Source organism: Microbispora sp. CSR-4, assembly GCF_008033685.1.
Taxonomy (GTDB): domain Bacteria; phylum Actinomycetota; class Actinomycetes; order Streptosporangiales; family Streptosporangiaceae; genus Microbispora.
In genome coordinates this window covers 675,181-689,732 of sequence record NZ_VJVX01000001.1, presented here as the reverse complement: position 1 = coordinate 689,732, position 14,552 = coordinate 675,181, and the positions used below count along the sequence as shown (strand labels likewise).

Sequence of the window (14,552 nt, the reverse complement as noted above, 5' to 3'; positions counted from 1 at the left end):
GGTATCGCCCGTGACCGAGACGGGGTTGGGCACCGGGAGGGACGGGATGGGGGGCTTGCCTCCATGAACGGCACTGACACCATCGCCCTGGTCACGGGCGCGAACAAGGGAATCGGACACGAGATCGCCAGGCAGCTCGGCGAGCTCGGCATGACCGTGCTGCTCGGGGCGCGCGATCCGGGGCGCCGGGACGAGGCGACCGCGAAGCTGCGGGCGGAGGGCCTGGAGGTCCACCCCCTGACGATCGACGTCACCGACGAGGAGGGCGTGCGGGCGGCGGCGCAACAGGTGGGGGAGCGGTTCGGCCGTCTCGACGTGCTCGTCAACAACGCCGGCATTTCCGGCGGCGCCCGGCAGACGCCCGGCTCGGTCGACCTCGGTGCGGTGCGCGAGGTGTTCGAGACCAACGTGTTCGGCGTCATCCGGGTGACCGACGCGATGCTGCCGCTGCTGCGGCGGTCGCCGGCCGGGCGGATCGTCAACGTGAGCAGCGGCACGGCGTCGATGACGCACATGACCGACCCCGATCACTACTTCGCCCGGAGGCAGACCGTCGCGGGCTACCCGCCGTCGAAGGCCGCGCTGAACATGCTCACCATCCAGTACGCCAAGGAGCTGCGGCCGCTCGGCATCCTGGTCAACGCCATCGCCCCCGGGGCGTGCGACACCGACTTCGCCAGGGACCTCGGCATGTCCCTGCCGCGTACGGCGGCGCAGGGCGCGGCGGTCGCGGTCACGCTCGCGACGCTCGGCGCCGACGGACCGTCGGGCGGGTTCTTCGCCGAGGACGGCCCGGTGCCCTGGTGACCGTCCTCGTCCCGCGGGCGGGGCCGTGTGCGACGCCCCCCCCCGCCGCGACGGTCATCCGCGTGCGAAGCCCGCCGCCCCGCTCCCTCGGCGGCACGGCCGGTCCGGCCGTCCGTCACGAGGCCCGGAAGCGGTTCTCCGCGGCGCGGGGCCCGCTCGTCTAGAGCGGGATGACCACGACGTCGTCGTCACCGCCACCGCCGCGGTTCTTCTTCTTTTTCTTCGTGGGCGGCTTGGTCTCCTCGGGGACGGGCGTGACCTGCTTGGAGGTGCACAGTTGCGTGCAGGGCGGGGTCTCGCCCATCTTCTTGCGCAGCGTGAGCATGGCCTTGCGCGGCGAGACGGTGCGGTTGCCGTCGTCCCAGGCGTCCAGGAAGGGCCACGGCGGCACCACGCCCCGCCGTATCCACCAATACTGGGGCGCGACCGGCCACGACATGGCGAAGTAGAGGTTGCTCGCGGTGTCGCGCGCGTTGCCCGTGTTGCCCACCCGGCCGAGCAACTGCCCGGCCTTGACCTTGGTGCCCGGCGTGACGCTCTCCTCCACGGAGTCGAGGTGGCCGCCGAGGTACAGCACGCCGTCCTCGCCCTTGATCGTGACGAACCGGCCCTCGCGGTCGGGGCCGCGGTCGGTGGAGGGCGACCAGAGGTTCCTGAGGTTGACCTCCTGGACCACCCCGTCGACCGGCGACACGAACGCGCAGCCCTTGGCCGCCCAGATGATCGTCTTGGGCAGCACGAGCAGCTTGCGGGAGTACGACACCCTGCAGCCCTTGATGGGGAAGGCGTACGTGTAGGGAGACACCTTCGGCGGCGGGACCCGCACCGGCTCGTCGCCGGGCGGAGGCACGATGTGGCCGGGCTGGGCGTCGTCCATGGCGGCCGTGATGCCGTTTCCCTGCGGCGGCGTGGGCGGCAGCGTGCTCACTCCCGCGACCCCGGCGGGCGCTCCGCAGGACGCCGCGACGAACGCGGCGCCGGCGAGGGCGGCCAGTCTCCCCGATCGCATGATCTCCACCTGGTCGACGTTACCGAACCTTTCCTTTCTAACGGACCAAGCCGCACATCACGACCGGTTCCGAAAAGTCGTGACATGTCCTCGGCCATCCGTGGTGGGGCGCCCGGGCTGTCGGGGGCAGGCTCTAGACTCGCGAGCGTGGCAGGGCGAAGCGGTCGGATCAGTGACGAGGACATCGCGCTCGTGCGGGAGCGCTCGCCGATCGCCGACGTCGTCGGCGAGCACATCCAGCTCCGCAACGCGGGCGGAGGCAACCTCAAGGGGCTGTGCCCCTTCCACGACGAGAAGTCTCCATCCTTCAACGTCACCCCGGCCCGGGGCTACTACTACTGCTTCGGCTGCGCCGAGGGCGGCGACGTCATCACGTTCGTCCGCAAGATCGAGAACCTGACGTTCACCGAGGCGGTCGAGCGGCTCGCCCAGCGCGCCGGCATCCAGCTCCGCTACGAGCAGGGCGGCTACGTGCCCGGCCGCGAGCAGGGCGAGCGGCTGCGGCTCATCGAGGCGCACCGCGCCGCCGCCGAGTTCTACGCCGAACGGCTGTCCGCCCCCGAGGCGGCGCCCGGCCGGCGCTTCCTGTCCGAGCGCGGCTTCGAGCGGGCCGACGCGGAGCACTTCGGCGTCGGCTACGCCCCCAACGAGTGGGAGGCGCTGTCGCGGCACCTCATGGGCCGCGGGTTCACCTCCCAGGAGCTGATCAAGGGCGGGCTGGCCCGCGAGGGCAGGCGCGGCCCCGTCGACCGGTTCCGCGGCCGGCTGATCTGGCCGATCCGCGACATCACCGGCGACGTCATCGGGTTCGGCGCGCGCAAGCTGCTCGACTCCGACGACGGTCCCAAATACCTGAACACCCCCGAGAGCCCGATCTACCACAAGAGCTCGGTGCTCTACGGCGTCGACCTCGCCAAGCGGGAGATCGCCAAGAGGTCGCAGGCCGTCATCGTGGAGGGCTACACCGACGTCATGGCCTGCCATCTGGCGGGTGTGCCGACCGCGGTGGCCACCTGCGGCACCTCCTTCGGGGAGGACCACATCAAGGTGCTGCGCCGGCTGCTGCTCGACCAGGCCGAGTTCCGGGGTGAGGTGATCTTCACCTTCGACGGCGACTCGGCGGGACAGAAGGCCGCCCTGCGCGCGTTCCAGGACGAGCAGAAGTTCGTCACGCAGACCTTCGTCGCCGTGCAGCCCGACGGCCTCGACCCCTGCGACCTGCGGGTCAAGCAGGGCGACGCCGCCGTGCGCGACCTGATCGCCAGCCGCGAGCCGCTGTTCGCCTTCGCGATCCGCAGCACCCTGTCGCGCTACGACCTCGACACCAACGAGGGACGCCTGGCCGCGCTCGACGCCGCCGCGCCCATCGTGGCCTCGATCAAGGACCCCGGGCTGCGCAAGACCTACGTGGTCGACCTCGACCGCTGGCTCGGCTTCATCGACGAGGGCTTCGTCATCCAGCGCGTACAGCAGGTCGTTGGGCGGGCGCAGGAGGGCGGCCACGCTCCCGGACGCCGGCAGGCGGCGCGTGGGGCCGCGCCCGCGCGGCCCGCCCCGGCACGCCAGGAGCCCCTGGACCCCGCGGTCCGCCTGGAGGCGGAGGCGCTCAAGCTCGCCGTCCAGCGGCCCGCGCTGCTCGGACCGGAGTTCGACGCGCTCGGCGCGGCGACGTTCACCCTGCCCGAGCATGTCGCGCTCTACGAGCTCATCGTGGCGGCGGGCGGGACCGTCGCCGGGGGGCCCGGCGGACGCGAGTGGGTCGACCGGCTGCTGGAGCAGGCCGACGCCGCGGCGCCCGGCGAAACCGGCGTCGATCTGAGGTCGCTCGTCACCCGGTTCGCCGTCGAGGCCGTCCGCGCCGACGTCAACATCGAGGAGCGGTACGGCGCGGCCGTCCTGGCCAAGATCCAGGAGGTCGCGGTCGGCCGGGCCATCGCCCAGGTGAAGTCCCGGCTGCAGCGGCTCAACCCGGTCGAGGAGCAGCAGGAGTACAACCGGCTGTTCGGCGAACTCGTGGCGCTGGAACAGCAGCGACGCGTGTTGCGAGAACGCGCCAGCGGGGCCTGAATAAACGTCCCTTTCCAGATCTCACAGTCGCCAAACATATGTTTTGATCTCGATTCGGTATTGACTTCCGCCTTACCTTGGGTGACAAAAATAGGCCTGCCATTTAGTGGTGCCTTTCCTGCACACTGTGTTGCGTGGGTGCATCGGTGCTGCCAAGCAGGCCGCCATCGGTAGACCAGGTGGCGGACCTCGTCGCGAAGGGAAGGGAACGCGGGAGCGTCACGGTTGACGACGTGGCCGCCGCGCTCGACCGATCCGAGCTTCCCGCCGACGCGCTGGAGCGCGTCGTGCGGATGCTCGCCGAGAACGGGGTTGAGGTCCTCGAGCCGCAAGGCGACGAGGAGCCCAGCAAGCCGGACGAGGAGGATCTCGGCAAACGCGCTCCGACCAGCGACCTGGTCAGGATCTATCTCAGAGAGATCGGCAGGGTTCCGCTGCTCACCGCCGAGGAGGAGGTGGAGCTCGCCAAGGCCATCGAGGCCGGTCTGTTCGCGGAGGACAAGCTCTGCGAGAGCCCGGCCGCCAGGTTCGCCCGGCCGGAGCTGGAAGACCTGGTCTGGGAGGGCGTCCGCGCCAAGCAGCGCCTCATCGAGGCCAACCTCAGGCTCGTGGTCTCCATCGCCAAGCGCTATGTCGGCCGCGGAATGCTGTTCCTGGATCTCATTCAGGAAGGCAATCTCGGTCTCATCCGGGCGGTCGAGAAATTCGACTACACCAAGGGATACAAGTTCTCGACGTACGCGACCTGGTGGATTCGCCAAGCGATCACCCGGGCGATCGCCGACCAGGCGAGAACGATCCGGATTCCCGTGCACATGGTCGAAACGATCAATAAATTGGTCCGCGTGCAGCGGCAGCTCCACCAGGATCTCGGCCGGGAGCCCGCCCCCGAGGAGATCGCCGCCGAGATGGACCTCCCGATCGACCGCGTGGTGGAGATCCAGCGCATCGCGCAGGAACCGGTCTCGCTCCAGGCGCCCATCGGCGAGGAGGACTCCGACCTCGGCGACTTCATCGAGGACGCCGACGCGGTGGTGCCGATGGAGGCCGCGGCCTTCATCATGCTGCAGGACCAGCTCGACGACATCCTGGCCACGTTGTCGGAGCGCGAGCAGCGGATCATCCAGCTCCGCTTCGGGCTCTCCGACGGTCACCCCCGCACGCTGGAGGAGGTCGGCCGGGAGTTCGGCGTCACGCGTGAGCGCATCCGCCAGATCGAGTCCAAGACGCTGGCCAAGCTGCGCCACCCCACCCGCGCCCAGATGCTCCGGGACTACCTGGACTGACGGCACGACCGCGAACGAGCGCCTCCCGCCCCCGGGGAGGCGCTCGTCGCCGTTTATGCCCCCGATTCGGCGCTGGGTGGCTCTCCTGAGCGCGAAGCGGCTCGCGTACGGTCCCCCGGGGCTCCCGGGTGCGGAGCCGTACGACAGGAGGGACGGGGCGCCGGATAGCCTCGGGGGTGTTAACGGTCGTCGTACGCTGGCGGTGCTCCCTTGACCTATCAGAAGCCCTCGTTGTCCCGCCTGTTCGGCTCCCGGCTGCCCCGTGAGGCCCGCGCGGCCCTCGCTTTGGAGCGTGGCGAGCGTCCCGTCAGCCACGCGGTGACGCCGGGGGGCGGCCACATCGTCGCCACCACTCTTGCCCTGCACCTGCCGGACGGGCCGCGCCTGCCGTGGCACCTGATGGACAGGGCCGTGTGGGACGAGGAGGGCGTGACGGTCACGATGACGGACGGGGCCGTCCACCGGGCTCTCCTGACCGAGCCGGGCAGGCTGCCGGAGACGATCCGCGAGCGGGTGACCTCGACGATCGTCGCGAGCCGCCACGTCACCATCGACGGCCGCGGGGGAGTGCGCCTGGTCGCCCGGCGGATCCCCGGCTACGACACCCCGCGCTGGGAGTTCATCTTCGACCCCGGGCTCGATTCCGACGACCCGGGCCTGCGCGCCCATGCCGAACAGGCGCTCGAAGAGGTGCGGCGCAGCCTCGGCGTCTGACGCCGCCGGAGCCGGGAGACCTTGCCATGCTCGGCTCGGCGACGCATCGGGTGCGCGGCGTCGGCGGCGTGCTCTACGGCGCGGGCCGTGCGTGCGGAAGGGGCCCACGGCGTTGCGCCGGCGTGCGGAAGGAGCCTACGGCGTGGGCCGTGCGGTATGGGGTCTACGGAGCGGGCCGTGCGCGCGGAAAGGGCCTTGCACGCGTGCGGAAGGGTTCTCACGGTGCGGCACGTGCGGAAGGGGCCTACAGCGCGGCATGCGGGTCGCGGGAGGGCCTCACGGCGCGCGCTCGCGCCCTGGAGAGGCGGGGGACAGGCGACGGGCCTCCGGGGCCCGCAACGGGGCCCGTCGTCCGTTCCTGAGGCCCGCAGGCCGTGGTCAGGGCATGGTCTGCCGGGGGACGGTTCAGGGGATCTGGTCGGAGCCGGCGGGCCAGCCGGTGGCCGTCCCGACCCGGTCGTTCCTGTCGGCCTGCTCCCAGGTCTCCGTTCGCCTCAGGAACGGCACCTTGTCGCTCGCGAGGTCCTTGGCCTTGCCCGCCACCTTCGACGCCTGGGCGCCGACCAGCCCGGCGGCTTCCTGGACTGTGGGGCTGTCCGCGAACCGCTGCGCGAAACGCTTGATCTGCTCGTACCGCTCACGCCCGGCCCGCGTGCCGAGGACGTAGCCGATGGCCAGCCCGGTGGCGAACATCGCCTTGTATCGCATCTTCCACCTCCGCGCTCGTGTTCCCCGGCCCCCTACCCCGAGGGCCTGTCTCTATCCAACCGCAGCCGTCCCGGCCCCGCCCGGGTGGGCTCCGGGGCCGTCCCGGCGCTCTTTGCCGTACGCCGATCAAGACCCGACGACTCGCGGACGGATTCGATGTGACAGGCACCCCCAGGAGTGCGCTAATCTAGTTCCGCGCCGCAAGGAAAGCCGAAAGGCAGGAACGAGCGGAGCAGGCAGTACCAGCAGTACACAGCACGATCCCGTGTAGCTCAATCGGCAGAGCAGCCGGCTGTTAACCGGCAGGTTATAGGTTCGAGTCCTATCGCGGGAGCCATTCACCCGGGGCGGTGGTCACAGACCACCGCCCCGGGTTGTTTGTGTAGGCGCTTGGTCGGTGCCTCGCCCGTGACGGCGCACCCCTCACGGCCATTCACCTCGCACCTGCCGCAGGCCGCCGCGCCCTGTCGGCACGACCCCGAACGGACCCGTCTGCGCGCCCGGACGAGTTCTGGCCATCGATCCCGGATCACCCTGTCCGAGGCCGCCGCCTGCCGCCTGGGCGGCCAGACTGCGTACGGCTTGGCGGTGATGCCGGAAACCCGCCGCATCGCCCACATACAGGCCGTGGGCGGCCTCCTCGATCTGAGGGCGTCTCAAGGGAAGCCTGCCGTCCGAGCCGCCACTTGCCGCACCTTGCCCCGCGGCGGGAGGCGTGCAGCGCCAGACCGGCCACACGTTCCGTGCGGATCTCGCAATGAGGTGCAGGCTGGGTGATTGCTGATAGTGAGATAGCGGTCCTGCCTATGTGCTAGGAAGATTTCCGCTGTTCTATTGCTTGTGTGAGGCGCGATATGGCGGAAATCTATATGTATGTCGACGAAACGGGCGACCTGGGAGTCCCGGGAATACCTGGCGTGAGTCGCTATTTCGGATTCGGTACGGCTGTGTTCCGGGGTGATCATGGCGAGCAGATCTGGCAAGGGTTGAGGCTTCGCTGCGACTTGGAGCGACGCGGGGTCAACCTGCCTAGAGGGCTTCATGCGAAGAATGACTCGCAATTCACCCGAGACGAAGTCTTCGACTTGATCGGGCAGCAGAGACCGCGCCTTGATGCGACATTCCTGTGCAAGGCCAAGGCGCATCCAGCAGTGCGGGACCGCCAGCAGTGGCTCTACAAGCTCGCCTGGCACTCTCACTTCAGGCATGTCGTGTGTCAGATCAGCGCGCCGGGCGACACCCTCTACGTGATCGCCGCCAGCCTGACGACGAGTCGTAAGCTCATAAACGCCAGCGAGGCGCTGAAGGATGTATGTCACCGATTCGCCGCTGATCGGGAAATCGTCCTGTGTGTCTGGGATGCGCAGAGCGCCTGGGGAATCCAAGTTGCGGACTACAGCCTGTGGGCGATTCAACGCGTTCTCGAAGAACGGCCGTGTAAATGGTTCGAGAGCCACGTTGAACCGCAGCTCCACTCGTTGATGACCCCCTGGGGCACCGCATGAATGAGGTCGGCTATCCCGGTCTCCCGGGAAGAGGTCCCCTGGACCCCTTGTCACCGACCACTGCAAGTACATGCCATGCCGTCGGCTCCGTCAAGCGCTTTGGCATTCCTGCAGATAGATCATTTCTGCTGAGGAGGTCAGATGACATGGTTTATACGGGAGTGTGGCGGAGACTCTGTGAGAGGACGATGCCGGAGCCTGAAGGGGTCCCGGAAGCCTCTCGGCGAGCAGGAAGGCGGAGCGGCCAAGGGCCAGGCGCTGGGCCCAAGAAGCGCGGCTATGGCCGTTCGGGGGCTGCAGAGTTCTTGATACGCCTCGTGCAGTTCGGCGGCCTCGGGGTGGGCGTCGCGCTTCCAACGCCCTGATCACCTCGGCCGCGCGCCAGTAGTTCGAGGGCACCAGGCACCCGCTCGTGATCGCGGTGAGGGCCGCATGCCCGGCCTCTTCGGGTTGGTCGGCGGCGAGGAGTGCCAGCGCCAGGTCGAGCCGTGCCGACACGGCTCTGCGTGGTCGTGGCGGGGCGTCGGTCGTGGCGGGGCGTCGGTCGTGGACTGCAACCGGGCGACACGCCTCGGGCGTACGACTCGGCCGCCGAATCTCCGAGCCATGACAGAGTCGTCGCGGTGAGGCATCTGGCTTCATGGGGTCGAGACGGACCAGCCGCGGTGGTAGCGCACCGGCAGGTCCTGGATCGGGAAGGTGACTCCTGACCTATGCCACACCGTAGAGCGCTTTCCTTCGGTTCTGGGTTCGCCGGATGGAGGATCATGCACAGTGACGCCGGGCGGTTGTGGGCCAGCCGGGAGCGGCCGTTCCCGATCGCGGCAGAGGAAGCGGGGGCGTGCCGTACGGCCGACGGCGACGATCTGCGCGAGCTGAGCCGGGCCATCGCGGAGCAGGAAGCCATTGCCGAGTGAGTGGTGCCACGACAGGGGAGCCGGCCTGGATCCACCTGATCTGCTTGGAATGAGGCGACAACGCGAAGGCCGGGCACCCGATATCCCTCGGTAGTCCCGGCCTCACTTCCGTACTCCAGGGAGCACGGCACGTCCCAGCATGTCTCACGCATGGTGACGATAAAAGCGCTGTTCGTTGAGGCGGAGGATCCGGGGCCTGCCTGCCGCCCTCTGCGTGCTTGCCCCGCGGCAGCGGTCGGGCAAGGGCCGGCCGATGACCGCACGAGTGGGGGAGAGCCTTGCGGCGCTGGAGATCTGAAGCCGTCGGTGTGTGGATTTGGCGGACAAATCCAAAGACTTCGCGGAAAATGTGATCGCCGTGGCCGTACCGGCCGCGGTTGCCGCGGACCACGACGGCGCAGTGGGGTGAGGGCCACTGCGGAAGGGTGTCACCGCCGGCCCGGAACCGGCGCGGGACGCTCGTGAGCGCGAAGTGTGTGGCGGTCGTGCTGACTTGGCGAAAGACGAAGAAGACCCCGGCGCCCGTGCGCGCATGCGGGGAGAAGGCCGAAGGGAAGACCCCCGCACCCGTACGGGAGCGTGGGGAGGAGATCGACAGGCGGGAGGCGGAGGACTTCATCCGGCTCCACCATGCGGAAAATCCCGGTGCGGGCCCGGTGGATCTCCGGCTCCGGGAGGTCCTCTCGGAGATCGACCAGACCGGGACGTACACGCACACCACGAGCGAGCTGACCTTCGGCGCGCGGGTGGCGTGGCGCAACAGCAGCAGATGCATCGGGCGCCTGTACTGGAAGTCGCTGCAGGTGCGCGACCGGCGGCACATCGACACCGCCGACGGCGTGGCGGAAGAGTGCGTCGAGCATCTAAGGGCGGCCACCGGGAAGGGCAGGATCCGCCCCACGATCACGGTGTTCGCCCCCGACCGGCCGGGCGAACGGGCGCCGCGGATCCTCAACGACCAGCTCATCCGGTACGCCGGCTACACCCGCGAGGACGGCTCGGTGCTCGGCGACCCGGCCAACGCGGAGATCACCAGGCGGGCCCTGCGGATGGGCTGGCGGGGGGAGGGCACGAGGTTCGACGTCCTGCCGCTGGTCGTGGAGGCCAAGGGCGCCCTGATCATGCGCGAGGTGCCGGATGAGGTGGTCCTCGAGGTGCCGCTCCGGCATCCGGCCTTCCCGTGGTTCGCCGGTCTCGGGCTGAAATGGCACGCGGTGCCGGCGATCTCCAACATGTCGCTGGAGATCGGCGGGGTCACCTATCCGTGCGCGCCGTTCAACGGCTGGTACATGGGCACCGAGATCGGCGCGCGCAACCTCGCCGACCGGGATCGCTACGACCAGCTTCCGGTGGTCGCCGAGGGGCTCGGCCTCGACACCTCCCACGACCGCACGCTCTGGCGCGACCAGGCGCTGGTGGAGCTCAATGTCGCCGTGCTGCACTCCTTCGCCGAGGACGGCGTCACCATCACCGACCACCACACCGAGGCGCGGCGCTTCCTGACCCATCTGGAGCGGGAGGAGCGCAGCGGGCGCGTCTGCCCGGCGGACTGGTCGTGGATCGTGCCCCCCATGTCCGGCGCCGCGACGCCGGTCTTCCACCGCTACTACGACGACGTAGCGCTGACGCCGGCGTACGTCCACCGCCCTCCCCTGGCGTAGAACCGTGTAGAACTGTGTAGAACATAGTTCGGGTGAAGGGGAGTGCGTGCGATGGTGGTGCTGTCCGAGGACGACGGGGGCGTGCGGATCCTGACGTTCAACCGGCCCGAACGGCTGAACGCCTGGACCGCCGAGATGGGACGGCGCTACTTCGACCTGCTGGAGGAGGCCGACCGCGACCCGTCCGTACGGGCGATCGTGGTGACCGGCGCGGGGAAGGGCTTCTGCGCCGGGGCCGACTTCGCCGACCTGACGGCCATCCAGTCCGGCGAGTACGCAGACGAGCAGGATCCCCGGCCCAACACGTTCCCCACCACCCTGCGCACGCCGGTGGTCGCGGCGGTCAACGGCGCGTGCGCCGGCCTGGGGATGGTCCACGCGCTCGTCTGCGACGTGGTCGTGACCGCCGACGACGCCAAGTGGACGACGGCGTTCTCCCGGCGCGGCCTCGTCGCCGAGTATGGCCTCGGCTGGATCCTGCCCCGGCTGGCCGGGCAGGCGCGGGCGATGGACCTGCTGCTGTCCGGCCGGGTCTTCACCGGCGCGGAGGCGTGCGCCATGGGCCTCGCCGTACGCGCGGTGCCGGGGGAGCGGCTGCTCGCCGAGGCGGTCGCGTACGCGAAGGAGCTGGCCACCCAGTGTTCGCCCGCCTCGATGGCGATCATCAAGCGGCAGATCTGGGGCGGCTGGCAGGCGGGACTCGACGAGGCCAGGGACGAGGCCGTGCGGCTGATGACGGAGTCGTTCCGGCGGCCGGACTTCGCCGAGGGAGTGGCGAGCTTCCTCGAACGCCGGCCGCCGGACTTCCCGCCCCTGGCCTGATCGTCCCCTGCCTGACCGCCCTGGTCTGATCGTCCCCTGCCTGATCGTCCCCGGCCTGATCGTCCCCTGCCTGATCGTCCCCGGTCTGATCGTTCCCGGTCTGATCGTTCCCGGTCTGATCGGGCGTCAGCGGACGCGGTGGGCGCCGGCCGCCGGGGTGGCCGGCAGGAACGTCGGCGCGGCCCAGCCGCGCCCGGCGTAGGCCTGTTCCACGGCGGAGCGCACCCGGTCCACCCGGTCGTCGGCGACGAGCGCGATGGCCGAGCCGCCGAAGCCGCCGCCGGTCATCCGCGCCCCGCGCGCGCCGCCCTTGATCGCGCCCTCCACCGCCACGTCGAGCTCCGAGCAGGAGACCTCGTACTGGTCCCGGAGGGACAGGTGCGAGGCGTTCAGCAGGGCGCCGATCTCCTGTACGGCTCCCGCGCGCAGCAGCCCGATGACGGCCTCGACGCGGTGGTTCTCGGTGACGACGTGCTGGGTGCGGGCCCGCTCGTCGCCGCTGAGCTTCGCCAGGGCCGCGGCGAGGTCGGTGATGTCCCGCAGCGACGGGACGCCGAGGTGCTTGGCCGCGTTCTCGCAGTCCTGGCGCCGCTTGGCGTACTGCCCGTCGGCCAGCTCGTGGTGCACGCCGGTGTTGATGATGAGGATCTGCATGCCGTACGCCGACAGGTCGAACGGCACGGCGCGGCCGGCCAGCGAGCGGCAGTCGAGGAACAGCGCGTGCCCCTCCTTGCTCAGCACCGAGGCCGCCTGGTCCATGATCCCGCACGGCATGCCGACGAACTCGTTCTCGGCCTTCTGGCACAGCCTGGCCAGCTCCATCGGCTCAAGGCCCAGGCCGTACAGGTCGTTCAGGGCGAGCGCGACGGAGACCTCCAGCGCCGCGCTGGAGGACAGCCCGGCGCCCTTGGGCACGTCGCCGTCGATCACGATGTCGGCGCCGCGCACCGGCAGCCCGGCGCCGCGCAGGGTCGCGACGACCCCGGCGGGGTAGCGGGCCCAGCCCTCGGCCCGCTCGATGTCCTCCAGCACCTGCGCCTGGCCGGGGGCCTGGAGTGAGGAGATCCGGACGGTGAGGTCATCGCGGGGGCCGACGGCCGCGGTGACGCCCCACGGCACCGCGAACGGCAGCACGAAGCCGTCGTTGTAGTCGGTGTGCTCCCCGATCAGGTTGACCCTGCCGGGCGCGTGCCAGACCCCGGCGGGCTCGCCGCCGTACGCCGCACGGAAAGCGTCAATAACGCGCATAGTCGCACACTCCTCAACATCGCAGCCTTCCCGTAGGGTAGCGGCCACGCGGGTGCGGACGTGCCAGGGCCCGGCTCGGAACCTCCGGGCCGGGCCCTGGTCCTGCACGGCCGGTCTCAGGCGGCGGGTACGGTGGCCCGCTCGTCGGGGACGCAGTGCGTCATCTTCAGGCCCGAGACGTCGCGTGGGCCGTTCTTGCCGAGGTTGGCCAGGCGCTCCCTGTCCTCGTCGGTCAGATCCTGGCTCGCGAGCGGCTCCAGGTGCTTGACGTCGTCCGGCGTGATGCCGAGCCCCTCGCCGACGCGCAGCCCGAGGTCGTCCTCGACCAGCAGGAAGTGCCAGACCATGCGCTCCTGGATGGGCCGGTCGCACTCCGACAGCTTGGCGGTCAGGTTCTCCACCAGGTCGTCGCGCTCCCACTGCTCCATGAGCAGGTAGCGCTGGCCCGCCTGCTTGTAGTCGTTGGTCCGCGGGATGCGCTTGCGGGTGAGCCTGCCGATGATCTGCGGGCCCTGCTCGTCGTGTGCCGGGCCCTGCCCCTCGCGCAGCCCGCCGGTGATGGACGGCTCGTAGTTGACGTGCGGGTTCTCGCCCGCCCGGTCCTGGTGGTAGGTCATGAAGCCGTCGCGCTGGTTGGTCCGCACGTCGGCGTTCCTGGCCTGGTTGACCGGCAACTGCAGGTAGTTCGGCCCGACGCGGTAGCGCTGGGTGTCGCTGTAGGAGAACGTGCGGCCCACCAGCATCTTGTCGTCGGAGAAGTCCAGTCCGTCGACGAGGACGCCGGTGCCGAACGAGATCTGCTCGTTCTCGGCGAAGACGTTGTCCACGTTGCGGTCGAGGACCATCCGGCCGACCGGCTTGGCCGGGAAGATCTCCTCCGGCCAGACCTTGGTGTCGTCGAGCGGGTCGAAGTCCAGCTCGGGGTGCTCGTCGTCGCTCATCATCTGGACGAGCAGCTCCCACTCCGGATAGTCGCCGCGCTCGATGGCGTCGTGCAGGTCCTTCGTGGCGTGACCCAGCTCGTGGGCCTGGATGCGCGCGGCGTCCTCGGCCGTCATGCTCCTGACCCCCTGCTTGGGCATCCAGTGATACTTCACGAGCATGGTGTCGCCCTGCTCGTTGACCCACCTGTAGGTGTTCACCCCGAAGCCCTGCATGTGCCGGTAGTCCGCCGGGATGCCCCGCGGGCTGAACAGGTTGACGAGCATGTGCATGCTCTCGGGCGTCTGCGACATGAAGTCGAAGATCCGGTTCGCCTCCTGCCGGAACGTGACCGGGTCGGGCTTCAGCGCGTGGATCACGTCGGGAAACTTGATGGCGTCGCGGATGAAGAACACCGCGAGGTTGTTCCCGACGAGGTCCCAGTTGCCGTCCTCGGTGTAGAACTTCACGGCGAAGCCGCGCGGGTCGCGGGCGCACTCGGAGGAGTCGCGCCCACCGATCACGGTCGAGAACCGCACCGCGACGTCGGTGCGCTTGCCGGCCTCCTGGAACAGCTTCGCCCTGGTGAACCGGGAGATCGGCTCGTCGCCCCACCTGCCGTACGCCTCGAAGAAGCCGTACGACGTCGTGCCGCGCGCGTGCACCACCCGTTCCGGGATGCGCTCCCGGTCGAAGTGACTGATCTTCTCCAGGAACTGGTAGTTCTCGAGAGTGGCCGGGCCGCGCGCGCCGACCGTCCGCTGGTTCTGGTTGTCGTAGACCGGGTGCCCTTGACGGTTGGTCAGCACCGGGCGCTCGTCTCCGGGCTCCGGTCCCTTGCTCGACACGTCCGTCATGGGACGGCTCCTCTCGCTATTTGATCTCAA

The 14,552-nt window shown here is 69.7% G+C and carries 12 protein-coding genes and 1 tRNA gene; 9 read left to right on the top strand and 4 right to left on the bottom strand.

What is annotated here, in order from left to right:
- Positions 1–63 precede the first annotated feature (63 nt).
- The gene (locus tag FLV34_RS03210; protein WP_142649784.1) at positions 64–807 is read left to right on the top strand and encodes an SDR family oxidoreductase; all 744 of its coding nucleotides are present in this window, start codon (positions 64–66) and stop codon (positions 805–807) included.
- 160 nt (positions 808–967) lie between these two features.
- Here the strand turns inward: FLV34_RS03210 and FLV34_RS03205 are convergent, their stop codons facing one another.
- The gene (locus FLV34_RS03205; protein ID WP_142649783.1) at positions 968–1,816 is read right to left on the bottom strand and encodes a M23 family metallopeptidase; all 849 of its coding nucleotides are present in this window, start codon (positions 1,814–1,816) and stop codon (positions 968–970) included.
- A gap of 147 nt (positions 1,817–1,963) precedes the next feature.
- Here FLV34_RS03205 and dnaG point away from each other — a divergent pair, with 147 nt between their 5' ends.
- From dnaG to FLV34_RS03190, 3 genes are all read left to right on the top strand, one after another.
- Entirely contained in the window at positions 1,964–3,883 is a 1,920-nt protein-coding gene (gene dnaG, locus FLV34_RS03200; RefSeq protein WP_261985632.1) for a DNA primase, read from the top strand.
- 146 nt (positions 3,884–4,029) lie between these two features.
- Complete coding sequence (rpoD, locus tag FLV34_RS03195; protein ID WP_221889969.1) at positions 4,030–5,169, top strand: RNA polymerase sigma factor RpoD; 1,140 nt, start codon at positions 4,030–4,032, stop codon at positions 5,167–5,169.
- Between the two features lie 210 nt (positions 5,170–5,379).
- Complete coding sequence (locus tag FLV34_RS03190; RefSeq protein WP_261985631.1) at positions 5,380–5,883, top strand: hypothetical protein; 504 nt, start codon at positions 5,380–5,382, stop codon at positions 5,881–5,883.
- 405 nt (positions 5,884–6,288) lie between these two features.
- Here the strand turns inward: FLV34_RS03190 and FLV34_RS03185 are convergent, their stop codons facing one another.
- Positions 6,289–6,591 carry a YtxH domain-containing protein gene (locus tag FLV34_RS03185; protein WP_142649780.1) on the bottom strand — a complete coding sequence of 101 codons (303 nt, stop codon included), beginning with the start codon at positions 6,589–6,591 and terminating at the stop codon, positions 6,289–6,291.
- Positions 6,592–6,852: 261 nt separating this feature from the next.
- Between FLV34_RS03185 and FLV34_RS03180 the strand changes: the two genes are divergently transcribed.
- The 5 genes from FLV34_RS03180 to FLV34_RS03160 all read left to right on the top strand — a co-directional run bounded on the left by FLV34_RS03180 (position 6,853) and on the right by FLV34_RS03160 (position 11,496).
- Positions 6,853–6,928: transfer RNA gene (locus tag FLV34_RS03180), tRNA-Asn, on the top strand.
- Positions 6,929–7,445: 517 nt separating this feature from the next.
- Positions 7,446–8,096 (top strand): DUF3800 domain-containing protein, encoded by a 651-nt coding sequence (locus FLV34_RS03175; protein WP_147942302.1) that lies wholly within the window; start codon positions 7,446–7,448, stop codon positions 8,094–8,096.
- Between the two features lie 767 nt (positions 8,097–8,863).
- Complete coding sequence (locus FLV34_RS03170; RefSeq protein ID WP_240971780.1) at positions 8,864–9,013, top strand: hypothetical protein; 150 nt, start codon at positions 8,864–8,866, stop codon at positions 9,011–9,013.
- A 485-nt stretch (positions 9,014–9,498) separates the two neighbouring features.
- Positions 9,499–10,674, top strand: a complete 1,176-nt coding sequence (locus FLV34_RS03165) for a nitric oxide synthase oxygenase (protein ID WP_260617394.1) — start codon at positions 9,499–9,501, stop codon at positions 10,672–10,674.
- Positions 10,675–10,725: 51 nt separating this feature from the next.
- Positions 10,726–11,496: an enoyl-CoA hydratase-related protein gene (locus FLV34_RS03160; RefSeq protein WP_142649777.1), complete on the top strand. Its 771-nt coding sequence runs from the start codon at positions 10,726–10,728 to the stop codon at positions 11,494–11,496.
- Between the two features lie 126 nt (positions 11,497–11,622).
- Here FLV34_RS03160 and galK read toward each other — a convergent pair whose 3' ends face one another.
- Both galK and FLV34_RS03145 read right to left on the bottom strand, forming a co-directional pair.
- Positions 11,623–12,744, bottom strand: coding sequence for a galactokinase (gene galK / locus FLV34_RS03150; protein WP_147942301.1), 1,122 nt, complete (start codon positions 12,742–12,744; stop codon positions 11,623–11,625).
- A gap of 116 nt (positions 12,745–12,860) precedes the next feature.
- Positions 12,861–14,522, bottom strand: a complete 1,662-nt coding sequence (locus FLV34_RS03145; RefSeq protein WP_147942300.1) for a catalase — start codon at positions 14,520–14,522, stop codon at positions 12,861–12,863.
- Positions 14,523–14,552 lie beyond the last annotated feature (30 nt).

Coding starts and splice junctions, on each gene's coding strand:
- FLV34_RS03210 (WP_142649784.1), top strand. CDS start 64: ATGAACGGCACTGACACCATCGCCCTGGTCACGGGCGCGAACAAGGGA.
- galK (WP_147942301.1), bottom strand. CDS start 12,744: ATGCGCGTTATTGACGCTTTCCGTGCGGCGTACGGCGGCGAGCCCGCC.
- FLV34_RS03185 (WP_142649780.1), bottom strand. CDS start 6,591: ATGCGATACAAGGCGATGTTCGCCACCGGGCTGGCCATCGGCTACGTC.
- FLV34_RS03205 (WP_142649783.1), bottom strand. CDS start 1,816: ATGCGATCGGGGAGACTGGCCGCCCTCGCCGGCGCCGCGTTCGTCGCG.
- FLV34_RS03175 (WP_147942302.1), top strand. CDS start 7,446: ATGGCGGAAATCTATATGTATGTCGACGAAACGGGCGACCTGGGAGTC.
- FLV34_RS03145 (WP_147942300.1), bottom strand. CDS start 14,522: ATGACGGACGTGTCGAGCAAGGGACCGGAGCCCGGAGACGAGCGCCCG.
- FLV34_RS03170 (WP_240971780.1), top strand. CDS start 8,864: ATGCACAGTGACGCCGGGCGGTTGTGGGCCAGCCGGGAGCGGCCGTTC.
- FLV34_RS03160 (WP_142649777.1), top strand. CDS start 10,726: ATGGTGGTGCTGTCCGAGGACGACGGGGGCGTGCGGATCCTGACGTTC.